This is a genomic window from Rhizobium sp. WSM4643, from assembly GCF_025152745.1.
Classification (GTDB): domain Bacteria; phylum Pseudomonadota; class Alphaproteobacteria; order Rhizobiales; family Rhizobiaceae; genus Rhizobium; species Rhizobium leguminosarum_I.
In genome coordinates, this window is record NZ_CP104040.1 from 3060207 (window position 1) to 3083964 (window position 23758).

Genomic DNA, 23758 nt, shown 5'->3' on the forward strand with positions numbered 1-23758 from the left:
CGCAAATGGAACGACCTGAACTGCCGATCGGCTTGCCCGGCGACATCGAAGACAAGAAGGCCGCCGCCCGCAATTGGTTCGAGGGATTGCGCGATACGATCTGCGCCTCCTTCGAGGCCATCGAGGATGAGTTGGAAGGGCCGCTTTCCGACCAGCAGCCTGGCCGCTTCGTCGCCAAGGACTGGTCACGCGAAAACGCCGGCGGCGGCGGTGGCCGAATGTCGATGATGGAAGGCCGCGTCTTCGAGAAGGTCGGCGTCCACACCTCCACAGTCCACGGCGAGTTCTCTCCGGATTTCCGTGGCCAGATACCTGGCGCCAAGGACGATCCGCGTTTCTGGGCCTCGGGCATTTCCCTGATCGCTCATCCCGTCAACCCAAACGTTCCGGCGGTGCATATGAACACCCGCATGGTGGTCACATCAAGCCACTGGTTCGGCGGCGGAGCCGACCTGACGCCGGTGCTGTCGCGCCGCCGCACGCAGGAGGATGAGGATAGCCAGCTTTTCCACAAGGCCATGGAGATCGCCTGCCGCAATCATGCCGTCGCCGATTACGATGCCTACAAGGCCTGGTGCGACGAATATTTCTTCCTGAAACACCGCAACGAGGCCCGCGGCATCGGCGGCATCTTCTACGACTGGCTGCATTCGAGCGAGGAAGCCGGCGGCTGGGATGCCGATTTCGCCTTCACGCGCGATGTCGGCCGGGCCTTCTCCATGGTCTATCCAAAGATCGTCCGCTCCAATTTCAATAAATTGTGGACGGAGGCCGACCGCGACGAACAATTGATCCGCCGGGGCCGCTACGTCGAATTCAATCTGCTGTATGATCGCGGCACGATCTTCGGCCTGAAGACCGGCGGCAACGTTGAATCCATTCTCTCATCGTTGCCCCCCGTTGTCCGCTGGCCATGAAACTGTGAGATCTCGTCGATAAATTCGAGTTGATAGACCTTCACGAAAACTCAGTGCGTCCTAACTTTATGTGTATGTGCGTAACAATCGAGGAGGATTGTCATGACGATACAAGGTGGCTCGCCTGCGTCCACGGATGTCCAGGAAACATCCCGCGCGATCGACACGCCTGAGTTTTTAACGCGCATCGCGGAGAAACTGCGGGCCAAGAGCGGCTCGGATCTGCCGCTGTCCTGCTTCGTCGAGCAGGTCAAGCTGCAACTGGCCAGCGGAAAGTCGCCGGAACAGCTGCAGAATGAAGCAGCGGCCGCCAACAGCAACATGCCCCGCCATCTCTTGGATACCTACAAAGCCTGGGCGATGCCCGACTGACTTTGCCTTTGCTGGCCGGCATGTCGATGCCGGCCGGAACCTTCCCTCCCCCCGCACATTCATAAATCGCGTAAGATCGCGATCGTCATTGTGTTTCGAACAGAGGAGAAGATCATGCGACTTTTCGAATGCGGCACTCTCGTTCCGGGCTGCGCCTGGCATACACGGGCGGATAGCGACGCCGAGGTGGTCCGCCGTGCCGTTGAGCACCTGAAAAATGCTCACGGCGAAACCACGATCCGCGAAAACATGGTGGATAATATCAAGGCTCGCATCCGCGACGAGGTGAACGCAGCCTGATTATTGCACGCGCTCCTGCAGCCGGGCGAGCAGCGCCGCCCGGTCGGAAACGAAATTTTCCTCCACCCACTGGTTTTCCAGACCGGCAAGCAGCTCGCCGACACGCGGACCGGACGCGATTCCCGCCGAAATCACATCGCCGCCGTTCAGCGGAAACTGCGGTTTCTTCCAGTGCATTGCCTTGTCCAGCAGCTTGATGAGCCGCGCCGACCGCGCCATCTCGTCGAAATCACCTTCGGCCTTGCCGCGCGCAACCGCAAGCGCCAGCTTCAGCCGCGTCGTGATGCCGTCGGCGCCGTTGCGGTAAAGCAGCCGTTCGAAGGCGGCCGGCGACATATCGTCATTAACAGGCGCTGCCGTTGCCCAGGCCTTGAGGGTGGCCGCCTCCGCATTCGAGAGCTTGAGCCGGGCCGCAAGCAGCTCCATGCGCTCAGCATCCGGCGGCACGATCGCCGCAAGGCGCAGCAGTGGATCGGGCGTCCAGCCGAGCGCCTTTTCGGTGGTAATCAGCGAAGGGATTGCATCGATCCCCCATCGTTCCGACTCCGGCAGGATTTCCGTCAGCACCGCCACCTGCCGCATCCACAGCAGCGCCCGGCCGGGATCGCCGGCGCCAAGCAGCTTTCTGAGTTCAGACCAGACGCGCTCTGCCGAAAGCGTCTTCAGTTTCGAACGTGCGAGGGAACATGCCTTCAGCCCTTCGGCATCCGGCCGTCCGGAACCGTAATAGGCAAAGAAGCGGAAGAAACGCAGGATGCGCAGATGGTCCTCGGCAATTCGCCTTGCAGGATCGCCGATGAAGCGGATGTTTCGCGTCTCAATGTCGGCAAGTCCGCCAACGAGATCCACCACCTCGCCCTCGGCATCGGCATAAAGCGCGTTGATCGTCAGATCCCGCCGTTCGGCATCTGCCTTCCAGTCAGTGCTGAAGGCAACCTTGGCATGCCGCCCGTCGGTCTCGACATCGGTGCGAAGCGTCGTCACCTCGAAAGGTTTGCCGTCGATGACGAGCGTCACCGTGCCGTGCTCCAGGCCGGTTGGGACTGCCTTGATGCCAGCCGCCGCCGCCCGCTCCATCACCGCCTCCGGTCTGAGTGTCGTAGCGATGTCGACATCATTGACCGGCAGGCCCATCAGGCTGTTGCGCACCGCACCGCCAACCACCCGCCCTTCCCCGCCATCGGCGTTGAGAAGCGCTAGGATCCGGCCGAGGGCCGGATCGCGGAACCATGCTTGGTCGGCAAGGCCGGTCATGCATAAAGCCTTTCGTAAAGCGTACGGACGATGCCGGCGGTGATGCCCCAGATCATTCTGGTTTCATAAGGCATGCGGTAGAAATGCCGGTCGATGCCGTCGATGACACGTCTGTCGCGGGTGTGATTGGCAGGATCCATCAGGAAGGAAAGCGGCACCTCGAACACGTCGTCCACCTCGGTCGGGTTCAGCGTCAGCGCAAAGCCCGGCGTGACGACGCCGAGCACCGGCGTGATGCGGAAGCCCGTCGAGGCAAGGTAATTCGGCAGTCGTCCGACGGTTTCGACGAAAGAACCGGCCAGGCCGATCTCCTCCTCCGTCTCACGGATCGCTGCCATTTCGGGCGAGATATCGGCGGGGTCGATCGAGCCGCCGGGAAAGGCGATCTGCCCGGAATGCTTGCGCAGCGTCGTCGTGCGCTTGGTGAAGATCACATACGCCTCCTCGCCGTCATCGACGACGGGCACGAGCACGGCGGCGTCGCGCAGCTTGAAGGTCTCGACCTCGGCCACGATATCGGGATTGAGGATGTGGTCCCCGTGATCGCGCCAGGCATGGTCGACCGGCCCGCCATTCTGGTTGAGCGCGCGGCGGCGGAATTCGGCTGCGGAAAACAGCGGGTAGCGGTGGGTGATCGCATCATTCATCGGCAAAGAGCATCCAGTTCGTCGGCCGGCATAATCGGGAAGACTTCGCCGGCGGAGCGTATCGCAAACATCGTCTGCCCCTCCACCTTGAAAGTCTCGCCGAGCGCGACCAGTTCATACATCACTGCACGCGATACCAGCGCCTCCAGCCGCCCGCGCACATGCAGATAGGGTTTTAATTCGGCATTCTCGCCCGCAATGGCAAAGCGCAGCCGATGCTCTCCTCCCGCCTCCACGACATCGCCGACATTGGTACGAAAAGTCAGCACCTGTTGGCCTTGCCCCTCCGTCACGCTCATCTCCACGGCGATGAAAGGCGCGTCGACGACCCTTATACCGACCTTTTCCACAGGAGTTACGAGATAGGTCTTCTGGTCGTCGTCTTTCCTCAAAACCGTCGAGAACAGCCGCACCAGCGCCGGTCGGCCGATCGGCGTGCCCATGTAGAACCAGGTGCCGTCCGCCCGGATTTCCATGTCGATATCGCCGCAGAAAGGCGGATTCCACCGTTCGACTGGCGGTAATCCTCGTTTTTTGCCGGCATTTTCCTCAGAGGCACGCAAAATCAGCGCGGCAAGTCCCGCCGCATCCGCCTGTCCGCTGATTTCCTCGGCTGCCATTCTTCCGTCCCGGTTTGTCCTTAACGAAGTAAAGTCACGAGATAGTCATTCGTAACGAACTTGTCAGCCCGTCACATCTCCATAACTCTATCGGGTATGAGGCACATGTATAAGTCCGCCGATTCGCTGCCGAATGATTTCAGCCGTTGGAGATGCCCGTGGGTATGATGAAGACCGAAGCCAGCCTCGATGAAAAGGCGATCGTCGCCGCCGCCGAAAAAGCGCTCTCCGATATCGCCGCCATCCGCGGGGAAGTCTCGAAGGTGATCTTCGGTCAGGAAAGTGTCGTCGAGAACACCATTCTCGCCGTGCTGTCCGGCGGTCATGCCCTGCTCGTCGGCGTTCCCGGCCTTGCCAAGACCAGACTGGTGACGACGCTCGGCGAGGTGCTCGGCCTTGCCGCCAACCGCATCCAGTTCACGCCCGATCTGATGCCCTCGGATATTCTCGGCTCCGAAGTGATGGACCAGGACGACAGTGGACGCCGCTCCTTCCGTTTCGTCAAGGGTCCGGTCTTCGCCCAGCTCCTGATGGCCGACGAGATCAACCGCGCCTCACCGCGTACCCAGTCGGCCCTTCTGCAATCCATGCAGGAATATCACATCACGATCGCCGGCCAGCGCTATGACCTGCCGGCGCCCTTCCATGTGCTTGCCACCCAGAACCCGCTCGAGCAGGAAGGCACCTATCCTCTGCCCGAAGCCCAGCTCGACCGCTTCCTGCTGCAAGTCGACGTCAACTACCCCGAACTTGCGGCCGAGCGCCAGATCCTGCTCGAGACGACGGGCTTGGGCGAAACCCGGCCGGAAGCCATCATCGATGCGCAGCGGCTGATCGAAATCCAGACCCTGGTGCGGCAGATGCCGGTGAGCGGCACGGTTGTCGATGCCATCCTGGCGCTGGTACGCTCCGCCCGCCCAGGACAGGGCAATGCCTCGACCGACAAGAACGTCGCCTGGGGTCCAGGCCCGCGCGCCGGCCAGGCGATGATGCTCTGCGCGCGTGCCCGCGCGCTCTACGAAGGCCGTCTCGCACCGTCTCTGGACGATATCTTCGCGCTCGCCGAACCCATTCTCCAGCATCGCATGGCGCTGACTTTCGCCGCCCGCGCCGAAGGCATGTCGGTGCGCGATGTCATCGCCGGACTGGTCAAGCAGGCAAAGGGATAAGGAAGCCGGACGCGTGGCATCTATCGGACAGATCGTCAATCCGACACCCGGCAGCGATGCCCTTTCCCGCGCCAGGCAGCGGGCCGCGTTGGTGCCGGACTGCCTGGTGGAAGCCAAGCGCATCGCCAACACTGTGATCGCCGGCTGGCATGGTCGCCGCAAGCGCGGCATCGGCGAGAATTTCTGGCAGTTTCGCCCTTATGCCGAAGGCGAGAGCCTGTCCCGCATCGACTGGCGCCGTTCCGCCCGCGACGACCATACCTACGTGCGCGAGCGCGAGTGGGAGGCCGCGCACACGATCTGGCTCTGGTGCGACATGTCGCCCTCGATGATGTACAAGTCGAGCTATGGCAGCGTCTCCAAGGAAAGCCGCGCGCTGGTCATCATGCTGGCGCTTGCCGAAATCCTCGCCCGCTCCGGCGAACGCATCGGCTGCCCCGGCATCATGGAACCCGCTTCCGCCCGCAACGCCGCAGAACGCCTCGCAGCCGCGCTCATGCACACACCGCTGACCGGCGGCCTGCCGGAAACAGCGATGATCCGCGGCTGGAGCGACCTCGTCCTCATCGGCGATTTCCTCGACGATGCGCCGGCAATCATGGAACGGCTCGGCCCGCTTGCCCGCCGCGGCCTGCGCGGCCACGTGGTCGAGATATCAGATCCCGCCGAGGAGATATTCCCCTATAGCGGCCGCACCGAATTCACCGATCCGGAGAGCGGCGCCAAGCTTATCTCCGGCCGCGCCGAACATATCCGCGAGGCCTATCGCACCGCCTATCTCGCCCGCAGGGACAGCCTCGGCCAGTCGCTGCGCCATCTCGGCTGGACCTTCGCCAGCCACCGCACCGATCACCTTGCGTCGGAGGCGCTGGTCGCGGTGCACGTCTATCTGTCCGGCATGCCGGCCAAGGCTACGCATGGAGGGCAGCTATGAACGCCCTTCCCTTCGCTTTCGCCTATCCCGCCATTCTAGGCGCGCTCCTTGCCTTGCCCGTCATCTGGTGGCTGCTGCGGCTGACGCCGCCACGTCCCAAGACCGAAGTCTTCCCGCCACTGAAGATCCTCGCCTCCGTGCTGAAGCGCGAGGAGACGCCGGCGCAAAGCCCGTGGTGGCTGACGCTGCTGCGCATGCTGCTCGCCGCCGCCATCATCCTTGCGATCGCCGATCCGGTTTTCAATCCGCGCACCAGTTCGCTCGCATCAGGTGGCCCGCTCGTCCTCTTCGTCGACAACAGCTGGGCGGCGGCACCGGACTGGGAGCGCCGCATCCAGACCGCCGACGCATTGATAGACGATGCCGAATCCGCCGGCACGCCTGTGTCGATCGCCTTCACCGCCGATCCGACCAACGACGCCGTGCCCGGCACCGCCGCTGCCGCCCGCGACAAGCTGCGTGCCGCCGAGCCACGACCGCTTGTGCCGGACCGCGAACGCGCCTTCCAGGCGCTGCGCGCCGCGATGAATGGCATCAAGCCTGGTACCCTCGCCTTCCTGACCGACGGCGCCGCCGCCAAGCCCGACGACTCGACGGTGCGCAGGCTCGCCGAACTCCAGCCCGCCGATCTGCGCCTAATCGAAGGCGATGCTGCGCGGACCGTGGCGATCACCGCCGCCAACAATGCGGCAGACGCCATGACCGTCAAGGTCACTCGGCTCAATACCTCGCATGCCGCATCCGTGGCGTTGAACGCCGTCGATACCCAGGGCCGCTCGATCGCCAACGATAGGGTGGACTTCCGCCCCGGCCAGAGCGTCGCGACGAGTTCGATCACCGCACCCTTCGAGATGCGCAACGATTTCGCACGCGTCAGCGTCGACAACGGTGCCACCGCAGGCGCCGTCCACCTTCTCGATGATGCATTCAAGCGCCGTCGCGTCGTCTTGCTGTCGGGCGAAGGAGGGGATGAGTTCCAGCCGCTGCTCTCGCCGCTCTATTATATCCAGCGAGCGCTGCAGCCCTACGCGGATCTGATCCAACCTGCCGATTCCGATCTTTCGGTCGCAATACCAAAACTTCTCGCCAGCAATCCCTCCATCATCATCATGGCCGATATCGGCCGGCTGCCGGAGGAGACCTACGAGCCTCTGACGCGCTGGATATCGAATGGCGGCATGCTCCTGCGTTTTGCCGGCCCGCGCATGGCGGCAGCCCCTGCGGACGATCCGCTGATCCCCGTCATCCTGCGCCAGGGAGAACGGGCGCTGGGCGGCACTTTGTCCTGGAGCGAGCCGCAGTCACTTGCCGAATTTCCAAGTTTCGGACCTTTCGCCCGGATAGCGCGTCCTGCCGATGTCGTCGTCAAGCGGCAGGTGCTTGCCGAACCGACACCCGATCTTGCCGAACGCACCTGGGCGAACCTGGCTGACGGCACGCCGCTCGTGACGATGAAGCAGCTCGCATCCGGCCAGATCGTCCTGTTTCACGTCACCGCGGAAGCAACCTGGTCCAATCTGCCGATCTCAGGCACTTTCGTCGACATGCTGCGTCACCTCCTGCAGATATCGCGCTCGGGCGGCGTGACTTCGGAAGCGCGCGGCAATGCGCGTGTCTCCGAAACCCTGCCGCCATTCCGTATGCTGACGGCCACGGGCACGCTCGTCTCCGAGACGGGTTCGGCGCGGCCGCTCATCCCGCAGGCCGGAGCCGAACCGACGGCGAATTTCGACAACCCGCCCGGGCTCTACGGTTCGGAGGACGGTTTCACCTCCCTGAACGTGCTGCCCGAGAACGCCGAACTGACGCCGCTCGACACAACAGGGACCAATGCCGTGCGCGAAGGCCTGATCGGCGGCGAAAGCTGGTCGGCAAAACCCGCACTCTTTCTCGCAGCCTTTCTGCTGCTCTTGGCCGATAGCCTGATCGTTCTGTTCATGAATGGCGCATTCTCGCGATTGCGCCCGGCTGTCCGCACCACAGCGATGATCGCGGTCGCCGTCGGCGCCTGCTTTCTCATCCAACCCGGCACGCTTCACGCCGACGACTCCCAGCCCGGCGACGACCTCATCTTGCAGAGGCTTGATAACACGCACCTCGCCTATGTCGTCACCGGCGAACAGGACGTGGACAATATATCCGAGCGCGGTCTCGAGGGACTGACCCAGTTCCTGACTTTTCGCACGACGCTGGAGCCGGCACCGCCCGTGGGCATCGACCTCACCAAAGACGAGCTCTCCTTCTATCCGATCATCTATTGGCCGGTTTCGGCGACGGCGCCGATGCCGTCGACGGCGGCGATCAGCCGTATCGATGCCTATATGCGCAATGGCGGCACTGTGCTTTTCGATACGCGCGATCAGATCAGCGCATTGGACAATGGCGGCAATGTCAGCGCCAACGGTGAGAGGCTGCAGACAATCCTCGCCAATCTCGATATTCCGGCGCTCGAACCGGTACCATCAGACCATGTGCTGACGAAGTCCTTCTATCTCCTGTCGAGCTTTCCCGGTCGTTATACCGGCAGCCCGCTCTGGATTGAGTCCCGGCAGGGCGGTCAGGGGCCGAGCGAAAAATCGGCGGCGACAGCCGACGGCGTTTCGCCGATCCTGATCACCGGCAATGATTTCGCCGGCGCTTGGGCGATCGACGACAACGGCGTACCGATGCTGCCGACCGTGCCGTCGGATGAAACGCAGCGCGAATACGCCTACCGTTCCGGTGTCAACATCATGATGTATATGCTGACCGGCAACTACAAGACCGACCAGGTCCATGTTCCCGACCTCCTCGAACGGTTAGGACAATGAGATGACGTTCGACTTTTCGCCCTTCCTGCCTTGGCCTGTTTTGGCCGCACTGGCTGCCGTCAGCACGATCATCGCCGTCTTCGCGATCTGGCGCGGCATCCGCGGCGCCTGGATCAGAACGCTGGCAGCACTCGCCATGCTGACCGCGCTTGCCAATCCTGTGCTCCTGCAGGAAGACAGGGATCAGTTGTCGACGATCGTCCCCGTTCTTGTCGATCGAAGCCAGAGCCAGCAGACACCCGATCGCGTCAAGATGACCGACGATGCGCTTGCTGCCCTCAAAGGACAGCTCGCCCGCTTCCCCCAGATAGAGCCCCGCTTCGTCGATGTCGAAGGCGACGTCAATTCCGACGTGCCGTCCACGCGCCTGTTCGACGCGCTGTCGGCCAACATTGCCGATGTCCCGCCCGCCCGCATCGGCGGCGCCATCATGCTGACCGACGGTGAAGTCCATGATGTTCCAGCCGCCAATCAGGCGCTCGGTTTCGACGCGCCGATCCATGGTCTCGTAACCGGCAAGGCCAACGAATTCGATCGCCGCATCGAAGTCATCAAGGGGCCGCGCTTCGGCATCGTCAACGAAGAGCAGCAGGTGATCTTGCGCGTCTTCGACGACGGTCCGAGCCCCGGCGGCACGGCCGATGTCACGGTGAAGCTGAATGGTGATGAGATCGCCACCCTGCAGGCGACACCCGGGCAGGATACGCCCTTCTCCTTCAAGGTGCCGGGTGGCGGCAGCAATGTGCTCGAATTCTCGGTCGCAGCCCTTCCCGGCGAAGTCACCACCGCCAACAACCGTGCCGTCCACGTCATCGACGGCATCCGCCAGAATCTCCGCGTCCTGCTCGTTTCCGGCGAGCCGCATGCCGGCGAGCGCGCCTGGCGCAACCTGCTGAAATCCGATGCGTCGGTCGATCTCGTCCACTTCACCATCCTGCGTCCGCCGGAAAAACAGGACGGAACGCCGATCAACGAGCTGTCGCTGATCGCCTTCCCGACGCGTGAGCTCTTCGTCGACAAGATCAAGGATTTCGACCTGATCATCTTTGATCGCTACCAACACCGCGGCGTGCTGCCGCTGCTCTATTACGATTACATCGCGCAATATGTCGACAACGGCGGCGCGCTGCTGATCGCCGCCGGTCCCGAGCACGCTGGCCCCGATTCCATTGCACTGACGCCACTTTCCTCGGTCCTGCCGGCAACGCCGACCGGAGAGATGATCGAAAAGGCCTTCTATCCCCGCCTCTCCGAGGAAGGCCGCAAACATCCCGTCACGCGCGGCCTTGACGGGTCGGGCGAGGACCCGCCGCATTGGGGCCGCTGGTTCCGCAGCGTCGATGTCGACCGGCCGCAGGGCGAGACGATCATGCTCGGCGCCGACAATCACCCGCTGCTGGTGCTGAACCGGGCTGGTCAGGGCCGCGTCGCCATGCTGCTTTCCGATCAGGGCTGGCTCTGGGCGCGCGGCTTCGAAGGCGGCGGTCCGAACGTTTCGCTCTATCGCCGTATCGCCCATTGGCTGATGAAGGAGCCGGCGCTCGAGGAAGAAGCGCTGACGGCGCGCGCCTCCGGCCGGACCCTTGAGATCACGCGCCAGACGATCGGCGACAATCCCGGCAACGCCACCGTGCGTTATCCTTCCGGCAAGACCGAAACTCTGCCGCTTACCCAGTCCGAACCGGGCCTCTACAAGGCCGAGAAGAGGATGGACGAAATCGGTCTCTTCGAAATTCGCAACGGCAATCTGTCGACGCTTGTCCATATCGGCGCCGTCGATGCACCGGAATTCAAGGCGATGATCTCGACGACCGATGTGCTGAAACCGGTCGCCGACAGAAGCAAGGGTCTCGTCGCCCGCGTCTCCAATGCAAATGGCGCGATCTCGGTGCCGCCGATCCTGCCGGTGCGCGGCCAGGTGCGCGTCTCCGACAACGATCGCATGATGATCCGCATGACCAGCGAGACCGTCTTGAAGGGCATCAACACGCTGCCGCTCTTTGCCGGTTTCGCCGGCGTCGGCATCCTGCTGCTCGCCTTCGGCGCCATGTGGTGGCGCGAAGGGCGGTAATCTCATGCCGGAATTCGAGCTCACCGCCGCGCCCTCGACAGAAGAGCTCGCGGCAATCACCGACGCGCTCTCGGCGTTCAACAACAGCGATGTCGGCCCCTCGGATCGCCGGCCGCTTGCGGTCCTCATCCGCGATACCGACGGCAAGGTGACGGGCGGTCTTTCCGGTTTTACCGCCTGGGGCTGGCTTTTCACCCAGATGCTCTACATTCCCGACACACTGCGCGGCACCGGTATATCAGGTAATATCCTCGCAAAGGCGGAAGAAGAGGCGAGAGCCCGGGGGTGCCGCGGCGCCTGGATCGACACGTTCAGCACGCGGGCTCTGCGCGCCTACCTCAGCCAGGGTTATGAGGTCTTCGGGGAGCTTGAGGATTTCCCGGAAGGCCGCACGCGCAGCTTCCTCCGGAAAAGTCTCTAGAGCACTTTCCGTTTTTCGTCGAACCACGAAAGTGCTCTATCTCTTTGTTTTCACGCAATTCTGGACGCTGTGCACTTTTGCTGGAATTGCTCTGGCGCATCGGCCCGAAAACCGGAATCGATTTTCGGAAAGCACGATGCGTAGAGTCAAAGTGTTAGAGCGTCCTTTGTGCGTCCGAAAAGGACGCGTAGCGCTCTAGAGCGGGATTGTTTTACGTCCGTTCATATCCGGCTTCCTTGAAGTAGTTTTGGCACTCTTTCGGCGAGACGGTTTGAAGGGTGGCTGCCAGCGCGTCGTCGATGGCCTGTCGGGTTCGAGCCTGCGCCTTGCGCAGCTCGTGCTTGATCTTGGCGAAGAGTTTTTCGATCGGATTGAGATCGGGGGAATACTGCGGCAGGAAGAACAATCGGGCGCCGGCCTTGCGGATGGCGGCACGGATAGCGCCGGCCTTGTGCGAGCCGAGATTATCCATGACGACGATGTCGCCGGGTTTGAGCTCCGGTACCAGCACCCTCTCGACATAGATGCGAAAGCGTTCGCCATTGATCGGACCGTCGATGATCCACGGTGCGCTGACGCGGTCGGCCCTGAGGGCTGCGACAAAAGTCATGGTATTCCAGTGGCCGAAGGGCGCATGGCCCAACAGCCGTTCGCCGCGCGGCGCCCAGCCCCTGAGCGGCGTCATATTCGTCTTCGTCCAGGTTTCGTCGATAAAGACAAGGCGAGATGGATCGATGCGATGGCGATGCTTCAGCCAGCGCGCCCGCCGGGCGGCAACATCGGGCCGCTCGCGCTCGCTGGCGACCAACGTCTTTTTTTATAACTCAGCTCTTCCTCATGCACGAAGGTCCGGACGGCGCTGTAATCCACTTTCAGGCCGCGCTCTCCCAGTTCCGCCACCAACCCGCGCAAGGTGAACGCCTGCATGTGGCAGCGATCGATCAGCCAGACCCGATGTTTACCTGAGATCGCCCGTGGCTTGTGCCCGCCCATCTGGCCGGGAGCCGCGCTGCCCGTCTCACGCAAGCGCCGGACCCAGTCGATCGCGGTGCTGATGCCAATGCCGAAGCGCTTTGCCGCCGCTCGACACGACAGGCCCTCGCGCGTTACTGCGCCCACAACGCGTTCCCGAAGATCATCCGAAAAAGGTTTCGCCATCCAGACCGGCCTCCTGCACCGGCCAGAATGGTGAATCTGATTTGCACCAGAAAGGGAATCCCTGTTCCGATTCCGACTAAAACAATCCCGCTCTAAATCATTCACGCCAAGCGATCGTGCCCTTCAGCCGCGCCTGCACGCCGTCGGCAATCGGAACGACAAGCACACGACCGGGATCGACCGGGCCTGGAAAAGAAAGCGCATTGTAGGCGACCTTCTCGAAACCGAGCGGGCCGTAATAGGGCGGGTCGCCGACGAGGATGACGGCTTCCGAGCCCTTGCGCCTTGCCGCCTCCACCGCGATCCGCACCAGTTCCCGGCCGATGCCCTTGTTCTTGTGGGAGGGGCGGACGGCGAGCGGGCCAAGCAGATGGCCCTTCACCGTGCCGGCCAGTACCGGCGTCATACGCACGGAGGCGATCGTCTCACCGTTATCGGTGCAGATGAAGGAGAGCGACAGATCATGCGGCCCCTGCTCACGGATGCGCGCGGCAGCGCGCGTGAAGCGGCCCGGACCGAAGGCTTCTTCGTTGATGTGTTCGATGGCGGCGTCATGAGACGCGTCTTCAGTGAGGTAGACGAGATCGTGCTTGTACATGATGACAGAAACCGGATGGACAGATTGATGGGTCTCGAACACGCCTAGGGCGTTCGGGAGCATCAGCGTCGTCGCGGGTTTCTGGAAATGAACATCAGGCAGGGGTCCGAAAAATCGTGAAAACGCCGATAGCAGGAAAAATTTCCGCCGTCCAACGCAAAATGCGCGACGTGACGCACTGTTCAATCTTTGTCGCCTGTAAAGCCCTGGCATCTGCGATATCTTCCGTTCCAACACGCAATGAAGGGAATGAAGACCATGGGAATGCTGGTGGATGGCGTCTGGCATGACGTCTGGTATGACACGAAGGAGAGCAAGGGCCATTTCAAGCGGCAGCCATCGCAGTTCCGCAACTGGGTGACATCGGACGGTGAGGCCGGCCCTTCGGGCAGCGGTGGCTTCAAGGCCGAGGCCGGGCGTTACCATCTCTATGTCTCGCTCGCCTGCCCCTGGGCGCACCGCACGCTGATCTTCCGCAAGCTGAAGAAGCTCGAAGAGCTGATCTCGGTCTCCGTCGTCGATCCGCTGATGCTCGATAACGGCTGGGAGTTCAAGGTCGGCGGCGGTGCCACCGGCGACCACCTCTTCGACGCCACCACGCTCTGGCAGATCTATGTCAGGGCCGATCCGCGCTATTCCGGCCGCGTCACCGTTCCCGTCCTCTGGGACAAGAAGACCGGCACGATCGTCAACAACGAATCCGCCGAGATCATCCGCATGTTCAATGGCGCCTTCGACGGGCTGACCGGTTTGACAGCCGATTTTTATCCCGAGGACCTTCGCTCCGACATCGATGCGCTGAACGCTATCGTCTACGACACCGTCAACAACGGCGTCTACAAGGCGGGCTTTGCCACCACCCAGCAAGCCTATGAAGAAAACGTCGGCAAGCTGTTCGAAACGCTCGACATGCTCGACGAGCGCCTTGGCAAGGGCCGCTACCTCTTCGGCAACCACCAGACCGAGGCTGACTGGCGCCTGTTCACCACGTTGGTGCGCTTCGACGCTGTCTATGTCGGCCATTTCAAGTGCAACATCCGCCGCATCGCCGACTACCGCAACCTGCCCGGCTATCTGCGAGACCTGTATCAAACCGCAGGCGTTGCCGAGACGGTGAACCTCAACCACATCAAGCAGCACTATTATCGCAGCCACAAAACGATCAATCCGACCGGCATCGTTCCCGTCGGCCCGGCGCTCGATCTCGACAGTCCGCACGGCCGCACTACAACGCCGCGCGCCTTTTTAGACGTGCAAAGGACGCTGTAGCACTTTGAATTGCTGCAAATTTTATCCCTAAATCGATTCCGATTTAAGAAATTATGCAGTCGCTTGCCGCCGCCTGAGGTTCACCAGCGGTGGTCGGACTCCCGCTCGCCGCGAAGCTCCGCGAGACGGCGATACGTCGCCTTGGTCGTGCCCTCGGGCAAGCTGTCGAGGGAAAAGAAGCCGCTGTCGGATATCTCCCAGTCCGGCGGCCGCGGAGCCGTCTGCTCGACGGTCGCCCGGTAGAAGACGACATGGTCGCGCCTTGTGGTCGTGGTATTGAAATAGACCTGGATCAGCTGCGGCTTGCCGATGATCCTGAGGTTGCCCTCCTCGCGCAATTCCTTGGCAAGCGCTTCCTCGACCGTCTCGTTGCGCTCCAGCCCGCCGCCTGGCATATGCCAGCCGCCGACATAGCTGTGGCGCACGAGAAAGATGCGCCCGTCCGCATCGAAACAAGCGGCCCGCACGCCCACGGTCATGCTGCGGACGAAACTGAAATAGACATGCAGCAGGCGCAATGCCAGCCTCATGTGAAGGGGCCGGTTCTCTTTATCCACTATCACTCCGTTTCAGCTCTTCATCGCGCCCGATGTGTTTGATTTGTCAATAAGCTGGTCTATGTCTCGTAACATGTTCAAGCTCGCGCATATCTCCGACGTCCACCTCGGGCCGCTGCCCAGTCTTTCCGTTCAAGAGCTGTTTTCAAAACGCATAACAGGCTTTGTGAACTGGCATCGAAATCGACGCAAGCACCTTTTCGGCAGCACGTTGGATCTGCTGCTCGACGACATTCGCGCCCACCAGGCCGATCACCTGGCCGTCACCGGCGACCTCGTCAATCTGGCGAGCGGCATTGAGATTCGCGCCGCGGCTGCATGGCTGCGCGCGTTCGGCGATCCCGCGAACACGTCAGTCGTTCCCGGCAATCATGACGCCTATGTACCAGGCGCCTATGAGAAGTCGATGCGCGCCTGGTATGATTATGTCCGCGGCGATCTGGCTCCGCCGCAGTGGCAGGACGACCGCCATATCTTCCCCTATCTGCGTGTTCGCGGCAAAGTCGCGATTGTCGGCTGCTCGACGGCGGTCGCCACTCCTCCCTTCGCCGCCTCCGGCTTTTTCGGCGCGCGACAGGCCCGCGATACTGTCAACATGTTGCGCGCGGCTGGGGAAGCCGGGCTCTTCCGCGTTGTCATGATCCATCATCCGCCAATCCGCGGCGCCACGGCCTTCTACAAACGGATGATCGGCATCCGCCGCTTCGCCGCCGTGATTTCGACGGGCGGCGCCGAACTCGTGCTACACGGTCATACGCACCTGAACACGCTGCATTGGCTACGCGGCCAGGTGCAGCCGGTGCCGGTCGTCGGCATTGCCTCAGCCTCGCAGGGACCGGGTAGCGTCAAGCCGCCCGCCGCCTACAACCTCTTCTCCATCGACGGCTCTCCCGGCGCCTGGGAGCTCAGCGGCGAGCGCTTCAGCCTCAACAGGGCCGGCGACGCGGTGATGCCGGAAAGTGCCGATATTTTCGCGCCTTAGCGTCACTTCTGAACGCTTTTTATGCAGCACTTGAATCGATCTGCGAGGACATCGGGCCACCGTCGCAACATTTGCCATGGAGGTTGCTTACCCTCTTGGTATTTTTAGTGGTAAGCGTACAATCCGAGCAACTGCATTGCCTGAGAATGGAGCGCGCCGATGACTTCTTCTTTCCGTTACCTGTCCAGACTTTCGCTCGCCGCCGGCTTTGCCTTCGGCATCGCCACGGCCGCTTTTGCGGCCGGCGACAGCAACGATGACACCAATCCGCCGCCGAAGACCCAGACGACCAAGACCTGCACCGGCGGCAAGGTCTGGGACAAGGCCAAGAAAGAATGTGTCAACCCGAAGAAGAGCAGCTTCAATGACGACGATCTCTATCAGTTCGCCCGCGAGTTTGCCTATGCCGGGCAGTATGACAACGCAATCACGGTGCTCAATCTCGCTCGCAACCAGAACGACCCGCGCGTCCTGAACTATCTCGGTTACGCCAATCGCAAGGCCGGCCGCATGGAGCTCGGCATGTCCTACTACCGCCGGGCGCTGCAGGCGGATGAGAATTATATCCTCGCCCGCTCCTATATGGGCATGGCGCTGGTGGAACAGGGAGACATCCAGGGCGCCCGCGTCCAGCTTGTCGAAATCCGTGATCGCGGCGGCGAAGGCACCTGGGCCTATCGCTCCCTGCTGCAAAGCTTGAACGGCTACAAGACATATTGACGCAAGCTTTGCGGGCCACAATACGAAAATCTCTCGGGAAAGAGGGATGAAGACGACCGGATGCTTGCGAAGTGCAGGAGACTTGTTTCATAAAGCTCATGCATCGACAGCGTCGATAAAGTCGGTTTCGCGCCCGACGGCGAACCCTTCGTCCGCGAGACCATTGTGAATGCTTCTTGGATAGACAATGCGTCAGCCCGCAACGACCATCGATCTCCGGCGTGATCTCGTCGGCCTCCTACCCCGCCTTCGCCGCTTCGCGATCACGCTCGCGGGTGAGGTTGCCGTGGCCGATGAACTCGTTCAGGCCGTCTGTCAGCGCGCCATTTCCAAAGGTCATCAATGGAGCGGCGAAGGCCGGCTGGAAAGCTGGATTTACACGCTTGCCCGCCAGCAATGGACTGACGACATCCGCAAGCGCAAGCCGAAGGCTTCCGTCCGCGGCAACGTCACCGATATTCGCGAGGCCGCGCGCGAACGCTCGGCTGCGGTCGATCCCGACACCATCCATCACATGATTTCCGATATGCCGGATGGCGTTTCCAGCATGTTCCTGCTCGTCGACGTCGAAGGCCACAGCTATCAGCAGGCGGCCGACATCATGGGCATTCCGTTGACAAACGTCGTCTCTCAGCTCGCCACCGCGAGGCTGCATTTCGCCGGGCTCGCCGGCACTCACCCGATCCACAGGTACTGAATTTGCTCGATTTTAGGAAATTGCCGCTCGAAGCCCAGCTCACCGCCCTTCTCGACGGCGAAGTCTCGCCCGAACAGCGGCACGAACTGGAACAGCGTCTGGCAAGTGACGAGAATGCGCGCCGGCTGCATGAGAAGCTGCGTCACGGCGCCGATTTTGGCCGCCGCCGCCTCGACGATATCCTCAAGGAGCCGGTGCCGCTCGCCCTCGTCCGCTCCATCAAGAGCACGCAGCCGCCAAAAACGCCGATCGCCCAGCGCGCCACGCGTCCGCAGGTGAAACTGGCGCCGAGCGGCCCGCAGGCGCTGGCCGCCGCTCTCATCCTCTTCGTCGTCGGTTGCGGCATCGGCTATTTCGTCGGCGCAGCCCCCGATGCCGACGAGATCGCCACCATGGCCACCACCACCAATACGGCACCGACCAATACCAACGACTGGCTGGGCGACGTCACCGCCTATCAGCGCCTGCTGATCCGCCAGCCCCGCCATCTCGTCGAAGTGCCTGCCTCGCAGGCCGAGGAAATCTCCAGCTGGCTGACGACCGCGATCGGCGTGCCCTTCCGTGTGCCTGATCTCAGCGCCGAAGCCTGGACCTTCCAGGGCGCGCGTGTCATCCTCGGCGACAGCCGCCCTGTCGGGCAGCTCGTTTATTCCAACGCCGACGGCGACGTTATCTCCATCTGTTTCCGCAAAGACGCGCAGCCGCCCGAGACCGACGACTTCAAGGAAACGATCAAGGACGAGATCGGCCTCGTGACCTGGCACAATGCCGGCACCTCCTATGTGCTTGCCGGCCCCTCCGCCGAGGCAACCCTCGGACACCTCGCCATGGAGATCGCCACCGCGATCTGATTGCCTCGGCCTCGAGCCGGTGCTGCTGGCGCTCTGCCAATGGGGCCAGCGCCATGCCGAGGCGCGCAACGAAGCCGGCGATATCGCCGACTGCATCGTCAGGCCGCGCCGCACTACAGGGCCGCGCGTCTTTTCAGACGCGCATAGGACGCTGTAACACTTTGAATTGCTGCGGTCGCGGCCTGAGTCCTTTTAAGATCAGGCCTTGCCGGCCTTCACGTCGAGCACGCGGTTGGCGGCCGAGACGATCGCTTCCAGCGATGCCGCGACGATGTTGGTATTGATGCCGGCGCCGAAGAGTTTGCCGCCGGGATAGGAGGTCTCGACATAGGAGATCGCCGCCGCGTTCGAGCCATGCTGGAGCGAATGCTCAGAATAGTCCTCGACCGACATCTCAATGCCGAGATAATGCGACAGCGCATTGATGAAGCCGTCGATCGGACCGTTACCGCGCCCTTCGATGCGCTTGATCTCCCCATTGTCGGTAATCTCGGCTGCGACGATCCGCTGACCTTTGTGCTCGGTGTCGGGATAGGTGTGATGGTCGACGAAGCGCAGGCGCCCTTCCGGCTGCGTCACGTAGCGCTCGATGAAGCGGTCGTAGATGCGCCGGGACGGAAGCTCCTTGCCCTCTACGTCGGTGATGCGCTGGATATCCTCGCGGTATTCCACCTGCAGGTTACGCGGCAGGTTCAGCCCGTAATCCTGCTGCAGGATATAGGCGATGCCGCCCTTGCCGGACTGAGAGTTGATGCGGATGATCGCCTCGTAGGAACGACCGACATCGCGCGGATCGATCGGCAGGTACGGGACCTCCCACACGGGATGATTGGCGACCTGTGCTGCCTTCATACCCTTGTTGATCGCATCCTGATGCGAGCCGGAGAAGGCCGTATAGACCAGTTCGCCGACGTAGGGATGACGCTCGCCGATCGCCATCTGGTTCGAATATTCGAACACTTCCTTGATGCGCTCGATATTCGAGCAGTCGATCTCGGGATCGACGCCTTGCGTGAACATGTTCAGCGCCATCGTCACCATGTCGACATTGCCGGTGCGCTCGCCATTGCCGAACAGCGTGCCTTCGACGCGGTCGGCACCTGCCAGCAGAGCCAATTCGGCAGCGGCAATGCCGGTGCCGCGGTCGTTATGCGGATGCAGCGAAACGATCAGGTTCTCGCGATTGTCGAGGTTGCGACACATCCATTCGATCTGGTCGGCGTAGACGTTCGGCGTCGCCATCTCGACGGTGGATGGCAGGTTGATGATCAGCTTGTTATCGGGCGTCGGCTTGACGACCTCGATGACGGCGTTGCAGATCTCCAGCGCCACATCGAGTTCCGTGCCGGTAAAGCTCTCCGGCGAATATTCGAAACGGTAACCGCCGCCGGCCTTCGCGGCCATATCGGTGATCATCTTGGCGGCATCGACGGCGATCTGCTTGATGCCCTGCACATCCTTGGCGAAGACGACGCGGCGCTGCAACTCGCTGGTGGAGTTGTAGAAGTGCACGATCGGCCGATTTGCGCCTTCCAGTGCTTCGAAGGTGCGGGTAATGAGTTCCGGGCGGCACTGCACCAATACCTGCAGGGAGACGTCGTCGGGCACATTGCCCTCCTCCACACACCAGCGGGCGAAGTCGAAATCGGTCTGCGAGGCCGAGGGGAAACCGATCTCGATTTCCTTGAAGCCCATCTCGATCAGCAAATGGAACATCCGCGCCTTGCGATCGTGTCCCATCGGGTCGACGAGCGCCTGGTTGCCATCGCGCAGGTCGACCGAGCACCAGACCGGTGCCTTGGTAATGGTCTTCGTCGGCCATGTGCGATCGGGAATGTTCACCTGCGGATAGGCCCGGTATTTTACCGCGGCGTCGGGCATGCCTTTTGCGGAGTTCGTTCCGCTCTTGGAGGCCATCTTATTTTCGGAGGATTGCGTCTTCGCGTCCATTGTATCGTCTCCTCGTCCCGGCATTTGCCCGCTCTTAGCCGATCACGTCGGGCTTGGCGATAAACAAATGCGGACCTTGTCGGTCGTTAGGTCAATTTTGAAAATGAGTCGCGAGGAGCGATGGCCGGGCGGGCTTTCGGCCGCCGGGCGCTCCTCAAAGGACCCGGCAACCGCGTGTAAGGCCGAGGAGAAGAAGCGAGGTCAGGGCGCGCGAGACGTCACGCAGGGCGATGCGGCCGCGTACAATCGTCTCAGAAATTCTGGCGCAAGTGGTCTTCATGACCGCGCTTATAACCTCGGGCTGTAAGACTGGCAAGTCCTTGCCCGGCTTTTGGTCGCCGCCAACGATCGACGAACTGTCCTTATTGCCGGCGGAGCTGCTTGAAAGCGCCAGGATCCGGCATTTGGGGAGCACAACGACGTTCCGTTACCTCGACTGAGCTCGGTCTTTCCAAATCTTCACCAGCCGCGACAGCGCCAGCATCAGCCCACCCGCGATCAGGCCCCAGAAGGCGCCGGAAATGCCGCCGAAGGAAACCCCGGATGCGGTGACGAGGAAGGTGATTGCCGCCGCCTCACGGGAGGCTGGCGCCTGGAAGGCCGACATCGCCGAGGACGAAAAGGCGCCGACCAGCGCCAGCCCCGCTACCGCCTCGATCAGGATCGAAGGCGCCAGCGCGACGAAGGCCGTCACCGCGCCGGCAAGCAGCCCGAGGATGATATAACCGACGCCGGCGATCAGCGACGCCCAATAGCGCCGCTTCGGGTCGGCATGGGCATCCTGTCCGGCGCACATCGCCGCGGTGATGGCCGCCAGATTGACCGCGTGGCCGCCGAACGGCGCCGACAGCAGCGAGAAGAAGCCGGTGACGGCAAAGAGCGGACCGGGCTTCGGATCGTAGTGGTTGACCTTCAGCACCGCGATACCCGGAATGTTCTGCGAAGCCATGGTGACGATGAAGAGCGGCAGCGCGATCGAGATGAGGCCGGCCAAATTGAACACCGGCCGGACGATTTCCGCCGTTGGCACCAGTGATTGTTCCAGCGAGCCGAGCGCACCGTCGGGGATATCGACGCCGAAGGCGAGCACCAGCGCGAAGGCTGCGAGTGCTGCCGGCACCGCCCAAAGCCGCTTGAAGACGCCGACGACGATCCAGGCGACGACGATCGGCAGACCGAACAGCGGATTGAAGCCGATCGCCTTCACCGGTGCGAAGCAGAGGCCGATCAGCACGCCGGCAAGCATCGCATTGGCGAGTGGTGCCGGAATCGCGGCAACCGCTCGCCCGAGCGGCTTGAACAGTCCCGCAACGATAATCAGCACAGCACAGATCAGAAATGCCCCGACCGCCGCGTTGAAGCCGCCCTCGATCGCCCCGGTGCTTGCCAGCAGTGCGGCACCCGGTGTCGACCAGGCGATGCTGACCGGCAACCGGGTCACGGCACTCAACACGATCGCGCAGACGCCCATGGAAATCGACAATGCCATGAGCCCGGAAGCCGCCTGTACATCCGTGGCGCCGACCGCCTGCAACCCGTGCAGCACAACGGCGAAGGAGCTGGCGGAACCGACGAAGGCGGTCAGCAGGCCCATGAACAGGGCTTGGACGGAAAAGTCTTTGAGCATGACGGGACTCGAGCTGCGCGAATGGCGCATGGAGCATGATGGTTGTCCCAGACGCAAGTCCGGATTCATTGCTTTCCGTTCAGACCTTGCCGCTAGGAAACCATCGCCGTTCAAGCACTACCCGAAAACAGAACGCCCTCGCCTGCGATCGGCAGGCAAGGGCGGGTTCTCGGCAGCCTTGGCTGAGAAAACTCAGATATCGGCCTGAGACGTCACGATCCGCGAAACGAGGCCGTACTCCTTCGCCTCTTCGGCCGACAGCCAGTAGTCGCGATCCGTATCCTTGGCGATCTTGTCGAGCGGCTGGCCGGTGGCCTCTGCCATGATCCTGTTCAGGCGCTCGTTCATCTTGATGATTTCGCGCGCCTGGATTTCGATGTCGGATGCCATGCCGCGCGTGCCGCCGGAGGGCTGATGCAGCAGGAAGCGCGTGTTCGGCAAGCACAGGCGCCGCTCCTTCGGAGTGGCGACATAGATCAGCGCGCCGGCGGAGGCGACCCAACCGGTGCCGATCATCCAGACCTTCGGCTTGATGAACTTGATCATGTCATGGATGGAATCGCCGGATTCGACGTGACCGCCGGGCGAATTGACATAGATGCGAATGTCCTCGTCGCTGGCCGCGGCCAGTGCCACGAGCTGCGAGCAGACCTTCTGCGCCAATTCCTGATTGATCGGTCCGTAGATGAAGATCGAACGCGACTTGAAAAGATTCGCCTCCGTTTCCTTGCCGAGCGGCAGTTCCTTCGTCTTGTCGTCCTGGTCTTCGTCGTTCATTCGAACCTCTTGGAGATGAATTCGGCTTCCCCGCACATAGTGCGACTCAATGCCTAAAACAATGTGGGAAAAACACAAGGCACCGAAGCGATGGAGATATCCATAAGAAGCCGCGCGCCGTTCTGCAAGCCTTACTGAAATGTAACGGTGAAAGGCTTTGAAAAGCCTGAATCGGTTCCTACCTCAACCTCACGCAGCGATAGCTGCACCGAAAAACCATGGAGCGCTTTACGCGTCCGGTCGGATACGAGAGTGCTCCTGACCAACAGGAGGCAGAACATGTCACCCGAAGAACGCCAATTGCTGACCGCCCTCTTCGACCGTGTGCGCACCGCAGCGGCCCAGCCGCGCGACCGCGACGCTGAGGCCCTGATCGAACAGGCGACACGCGAACAGCCCTCCGCCACCTACTATCTGGCCCAGGCCGTCATCGTTCAGGAAAAGGGACTGGAAGCGGCCGCCAATCACATCAAGGAACTCGAAGAGCGTGTCCGCCAACTGGAAGCCGGCGCGAGCGAGCACCGCCAAGCCGAACAGGGCGGCGGCTTCCTGAGTTCGATCTTCGGCAACACCCAGACGCAGCAGCCGGCACCCGTCCCCTCCAATCCCGGTCCCTGGGGTCAGCAGTCCCGCGCCGATGACGATTCACGCGGCTATGACCGCGATGGCCGCCATCCGCAGCAGCAACAGCCGACCGGCCCCTGGAGCCAGCAGGTCTCGGCGCCGTCGGCCGGCGGCAGCTTCCTGCGCGGTGCGCTCGGCACGGCAGCCGGCGTTGCCGGCGGCATGCTGCTTGCCAATTCGCTGAGCGGGATCTTCGGCAATCACATGTCCTCACTTGGTTGGGGCTCGCCCTTCGGCGCCAACCCCTTTGGCAATGCCAGCGCGCCCACAGAGGAAACCGTCATCAACAATTATTACGGCAATGACGACACCCGCCAGGCGTCCGACAATGCGGCCGATAATAACGACAACGACAATCTGCAGCAGGCCGATTATGACGACAGCGACGACTACACCGACGATTCGTCCAGTGACGACGTTACGGATGTGTGAG

General features: G+C 62.2%; 23 protein-coding genes and 1 pseudogene. 15 read left to right on the forward strand and 9 right to left on the reverse strand.

Annotated features, from left to right (window positions below; translation table 11 throughout):
• Nucleotides 1–5: 5 nt before the first annotated feature.
• The 3 genes from hemF (at nt 6) to N1937_RS15435 (ending at nt 1589) form a co-directional block, all read left to right on the forward strand.
• On the forward strand, nt 6–917 hold the full coding sequence (gene hemF / locus N1937_RS15425; RefSeq protein WP_222295053.1) for an oxygen-dependent coproporphyrinogen oxidase: 912 nt from the start codon (nt 6–8) through the stop codon (nt 915–917).
• Between the two features lie 102 nt (nt 918–1019).
• Nucleotides 1020–1289 (forward strand): hypothetical protein, encoded by a 270-nt coding sequence (locus N1937_RS15430; RefSeq protein WP_017965347.1) that lies wholly within the window; start codon nt 1020–1022, stop codon nt 1287–1289.
• 114 nt (nt 1290–1403) lie between these two features.
• Nucleotides 1404–1589 (forward strand): DUF1059 domain-containing protein, encoded by a 186-nt coding sequence (locus N1937_RS15435; RefSeq protein WP_003565542.1) that lies wholly within the window; start codon nt 1404–1406, stop codon nt 1587–1589.
• Here the strand turns inward: N1937_RS15435 and N1937_RS15440 are convergent, their stop codons facing one another.
• The 3 genes from N1937_RS15440 to N1937_RS15450 are packed head-to-tail and all read right to left on the reverse strand — an operon-like array spanning nt 1590 to nt 4110.
• Entirely contained in the window at nt 1590–2843 is a 1254-nt protein-coding gene (locus N1937_RS15440) for a CCA tRNA nucleotidyltransferase (RefSeq protein WP_170281346.1), read from the reverse strand.
• Complete coding sequence (locus N1937_RS15445; protein ID WP_017965349.1) at nt 2840–3490, reverse strand: CoA pyrophosphatase; 651 nt, start codon at nt 3488–3490, stop codon at nt 2840–2842. Before N1937_RS15445 ends, N1937_RS15440 begins: the two co-directional genes overlap by 4 nt.
• A complete protein-coding gene (locus tag N1937_RS15450) occupies nt 3487–4110 on the reverse strand; it encodes a DUF1285 domain-containing protein (RefSeq protein ID WP_017965350.1) in 624 nt (207 codons plus the stop codon). Before N1937_RS15450 ends, N1937_RS15445 begins: the two co-directional genes overlap by 4 nt.
• A gap of 158 nt (nt 4111–4268) precedes the next feature.
• Between N1937_RS15450 and N1937_RS15455 the strand changes: the two genes are divergently transcribed.
• The 5 genes from N1937_RS15455 to N1937_RS15475 are packed head-to-tail and all read left to right on the forward strand — an operon-like array spanning nt 4269 to nt 11515.
• Nucleotides 4269–5279, forward strand: a complete 1011-nt coding sequence (locus N1937_RS15455) for an AAA family ATPase (protein ID WP_017965351.1) — start codon at nt 4269–4271, stop codon at nt 5277–5279.
• Nucleotides 5280–5292: 13 nt separating this feature from the next.
• Nucleotides 5293–6213 (forward strand): DUF58 domain-containing protein, encoded by a 921-nt coding sequence (locus tag N1937_RS15460; RefSeq protein WP_162116506.1) that lies wholly within the window; start codon nt 5293–5295, stop codon nt 6211–6213.
• On the forward strand, nt 6210–9023 hold the full coding sequence (locus N1937_RS15465) for a DUF4159 domain-containing protein (RefSeq protein ID WP_260056500.1): 2814 nt from the start codon (nt 6210–6212) through the stop codon (nt 9021–9023). The genes N1937_RS15460 and N1937_RS15465 overlap by 4 nt, the downstream gene beginning before the upstream one ends.
• Nucleotide 9024: 1 nt before the next feature.
• On the forward strand, nt 9025–11094 hold the full coding sequence (locus tag N1937_RS15470) for a membrane protein (protein WP_017965354.1): 2070 nt from the start codon (nt 9025–9027) through the stop codon (nt 11092–11094).
• A 4-nt stretch (nt 11095–11098) separates the two neighbouring features.
• Complete coding sequence (locus N1937_RS15475; protein WP_260056501.1) at nt 11099–11515, forward strand: GNAT family N-acetyltransferase; 417 nt, start codon at nt 11099–11101, stop codon at nt 11513–11515.
• 211 nt (nt 11516–11726) lie between these two features.
• Here N1937_RS15475 and N1937_RS15480 read toward each other — a convergent pair.
• Both N1937_RS15480 and N1937_RS15485 read right to left on the reverse strand, forming a co-directional pair.
• Nucleotides 11727–12673, reverse strand: a protein-coding gene (locus N1937_RS15480; protein WP_260056502.1) for an IS630 family transposase whose coding sequence is annotated in 2 segments (ribosomal slippage) — nt 11727–12332 and nt 12335–12673 — 945 coding nt in all. Because the reading frame shifts where the segments join, the coding sequence is not laid out codon by codon here.
• A gap of 97 nt (nt 12674–12770) precedes the next feature.
• Nucleotides 12771–13334 (reverse strand): GNAT family N-acetyltransferase, encoded by a 564-nt coding sequence (locus tag N1937_RS15485; RefSeq protein ID WP_162116502.1) that lies wholly within the window; start codon nt 13332–13334, stop codon nt 12771–12773.
• Nucleotides 13335–13529: 195 nt separating this feature from the next.
• Here N1937_RS15485 and N1937_RS15490 point away from each other — a divergent pair, with 195 nt between their 5' ends.
• Nucleotides 13530–14540: a glutathione S-transferase family protein gene (locus tag N1937_RS15490; RefSeq protein ID WP_260058963.1), complete on the forward strand. Its 1011-nt coding sequence runs from the start codon at nt 13530–13532 to the stop codon at nt 14538–14540.
• Between the two features lie 80 nt (nt 14541–14620).
• On the opposite strand, the gene N1937_RS15495 is transcribed toward N1937_RS15490, so the two are convergent.
• Complete coding sequence (locus N1937_RS15495; protein WP_260056503.1) at nt 14621–15097, reverse strand: NUDIX domain-containing protein; 477 nt, start codon at nt 15095–15097, stop codon at nt 14621–14623.
• Nucleotides 15098–15170: 73 nt separating this feature from the next.
• On the opposite strand from N1937_RS15495, the gene N1937_RS15500 reads away from it, so the two are divergent.
• The 5 genes and pseudogenes from N1937_RS15500 to N1937_RS15520 all read left to right on the forward strand — a co-directional run.
• Complete coding sequence (locus N1937_RS15500) at nt 15171–16079, forward strand: metallophosphoesterase family protein (RefSeq protein WP_162116574.1); 909 nt, start codon at nt 15171–15173, stop codon at nt 16077–16079.
• Nucleotides 16080–16238: 159 nt separating this feature from the next.
• Nucleotides 16239–16799 carry a tetratricopeptide repeat protein gene (locus N1937_RS15505; protein WP_164576201.1) on the forward strand — a complete coding sequence of 187 codons (561 nt, stop codon included), beginning with the start codon at nt 16239–16241 and terminating at the stop codon, nt 16797–16799.
• A gap of 187 nt (nt 16800–16986) precedes the next feature.
• Nucleotides 16987–17496 (forward strand): RNA polymerase sigma factor, encoded by a 510-nt coding sequence (locus N1937_RS15510; protein ID WP_017965361.1) that lies wholly within the window; start codon nt 16987–16989, stop codon nt 17494–17496.
• Nucleotides 17497–17498: 2 nt separating this feature from the next.
• Nucleotides 17499–18347 (forward strand): anti-sigma factor family protein, encoded by an 849-nt coding sequence (locus tag N1937_RS15515; RefSeq protein WP_017965362.1) that lies wholly within the window; start codon nt 17499–17501, stop codon nt 18345–18347.
• Between the two features lie 4 nt (nt 18348–18351).
• A pseudogene (locus tag N1937_RS15520) lies at nt 18352–18504 on the forward strand (winged helix-turn-helix transcriptional regulator); the annotation flags it as partial.
• 41 nt (nt 18505–18545) lie between these two features.
• On the opposite strand, the gene leuA reads toward N1937_RS15520, so the two are convergent.
• The 3 genes from leuA to N1937_RS15535 form a co-directional block, all read right to left on the reverse strand.
• A complete protein-coding gene (gene leuA / locus N1937_RS15525) occupies nt 18546–20297 on the reverse strand; it encodes a 2-isopropylmalate synthase (protein ID WP_260056504.1) in 1752 nt (583 codons plus the stop codon).
• A gap of 427 nt (nt 20298–20724) precedes the next feature.
• Nucleotides 20725–21954: a benzoate/H(+) symporter BenE family transporter gene (locus N1937_RS15530; protein WP_260056505.1), complete on the reverse strand. Its 1230-nt coding sequence runs from the start codon at nt 21952–21954 to the stop codon at nt 20725–20727.
• 162 nt (nt 21955–22116) lie between these two features.
• On the reverse strand, nt 22117–22701 hold the full coding sequence (locus N1937_RS15535; RefSeq protein ID WP_017965367.1) for an ATP-dependent Clp protease proteolytic subunit: 585 nt from the start codon (nt 22699–22701) through the stop codon (nt 22117–22119).
• Between the two features lie 279 nt (nt 22702–22980).
• Here N1937_RS15535 and N1937_RS15540 point away from each other — a divergent pair, with 279 nt between their 5' ends.
• The gene (locus N1937_RS15540; protein ID WP_260056506.1) at nt 22981–23757 is read left to right on the forward strand and encodes a DUF2076 domain-containing protein; all 777 of its coding nucleotides are present in this window, start codon (nt 22981–22983) and stop codon (nt 23755–23757) included.
• Nucleotide 23758 lies beyond the last annotated feature (1 nt).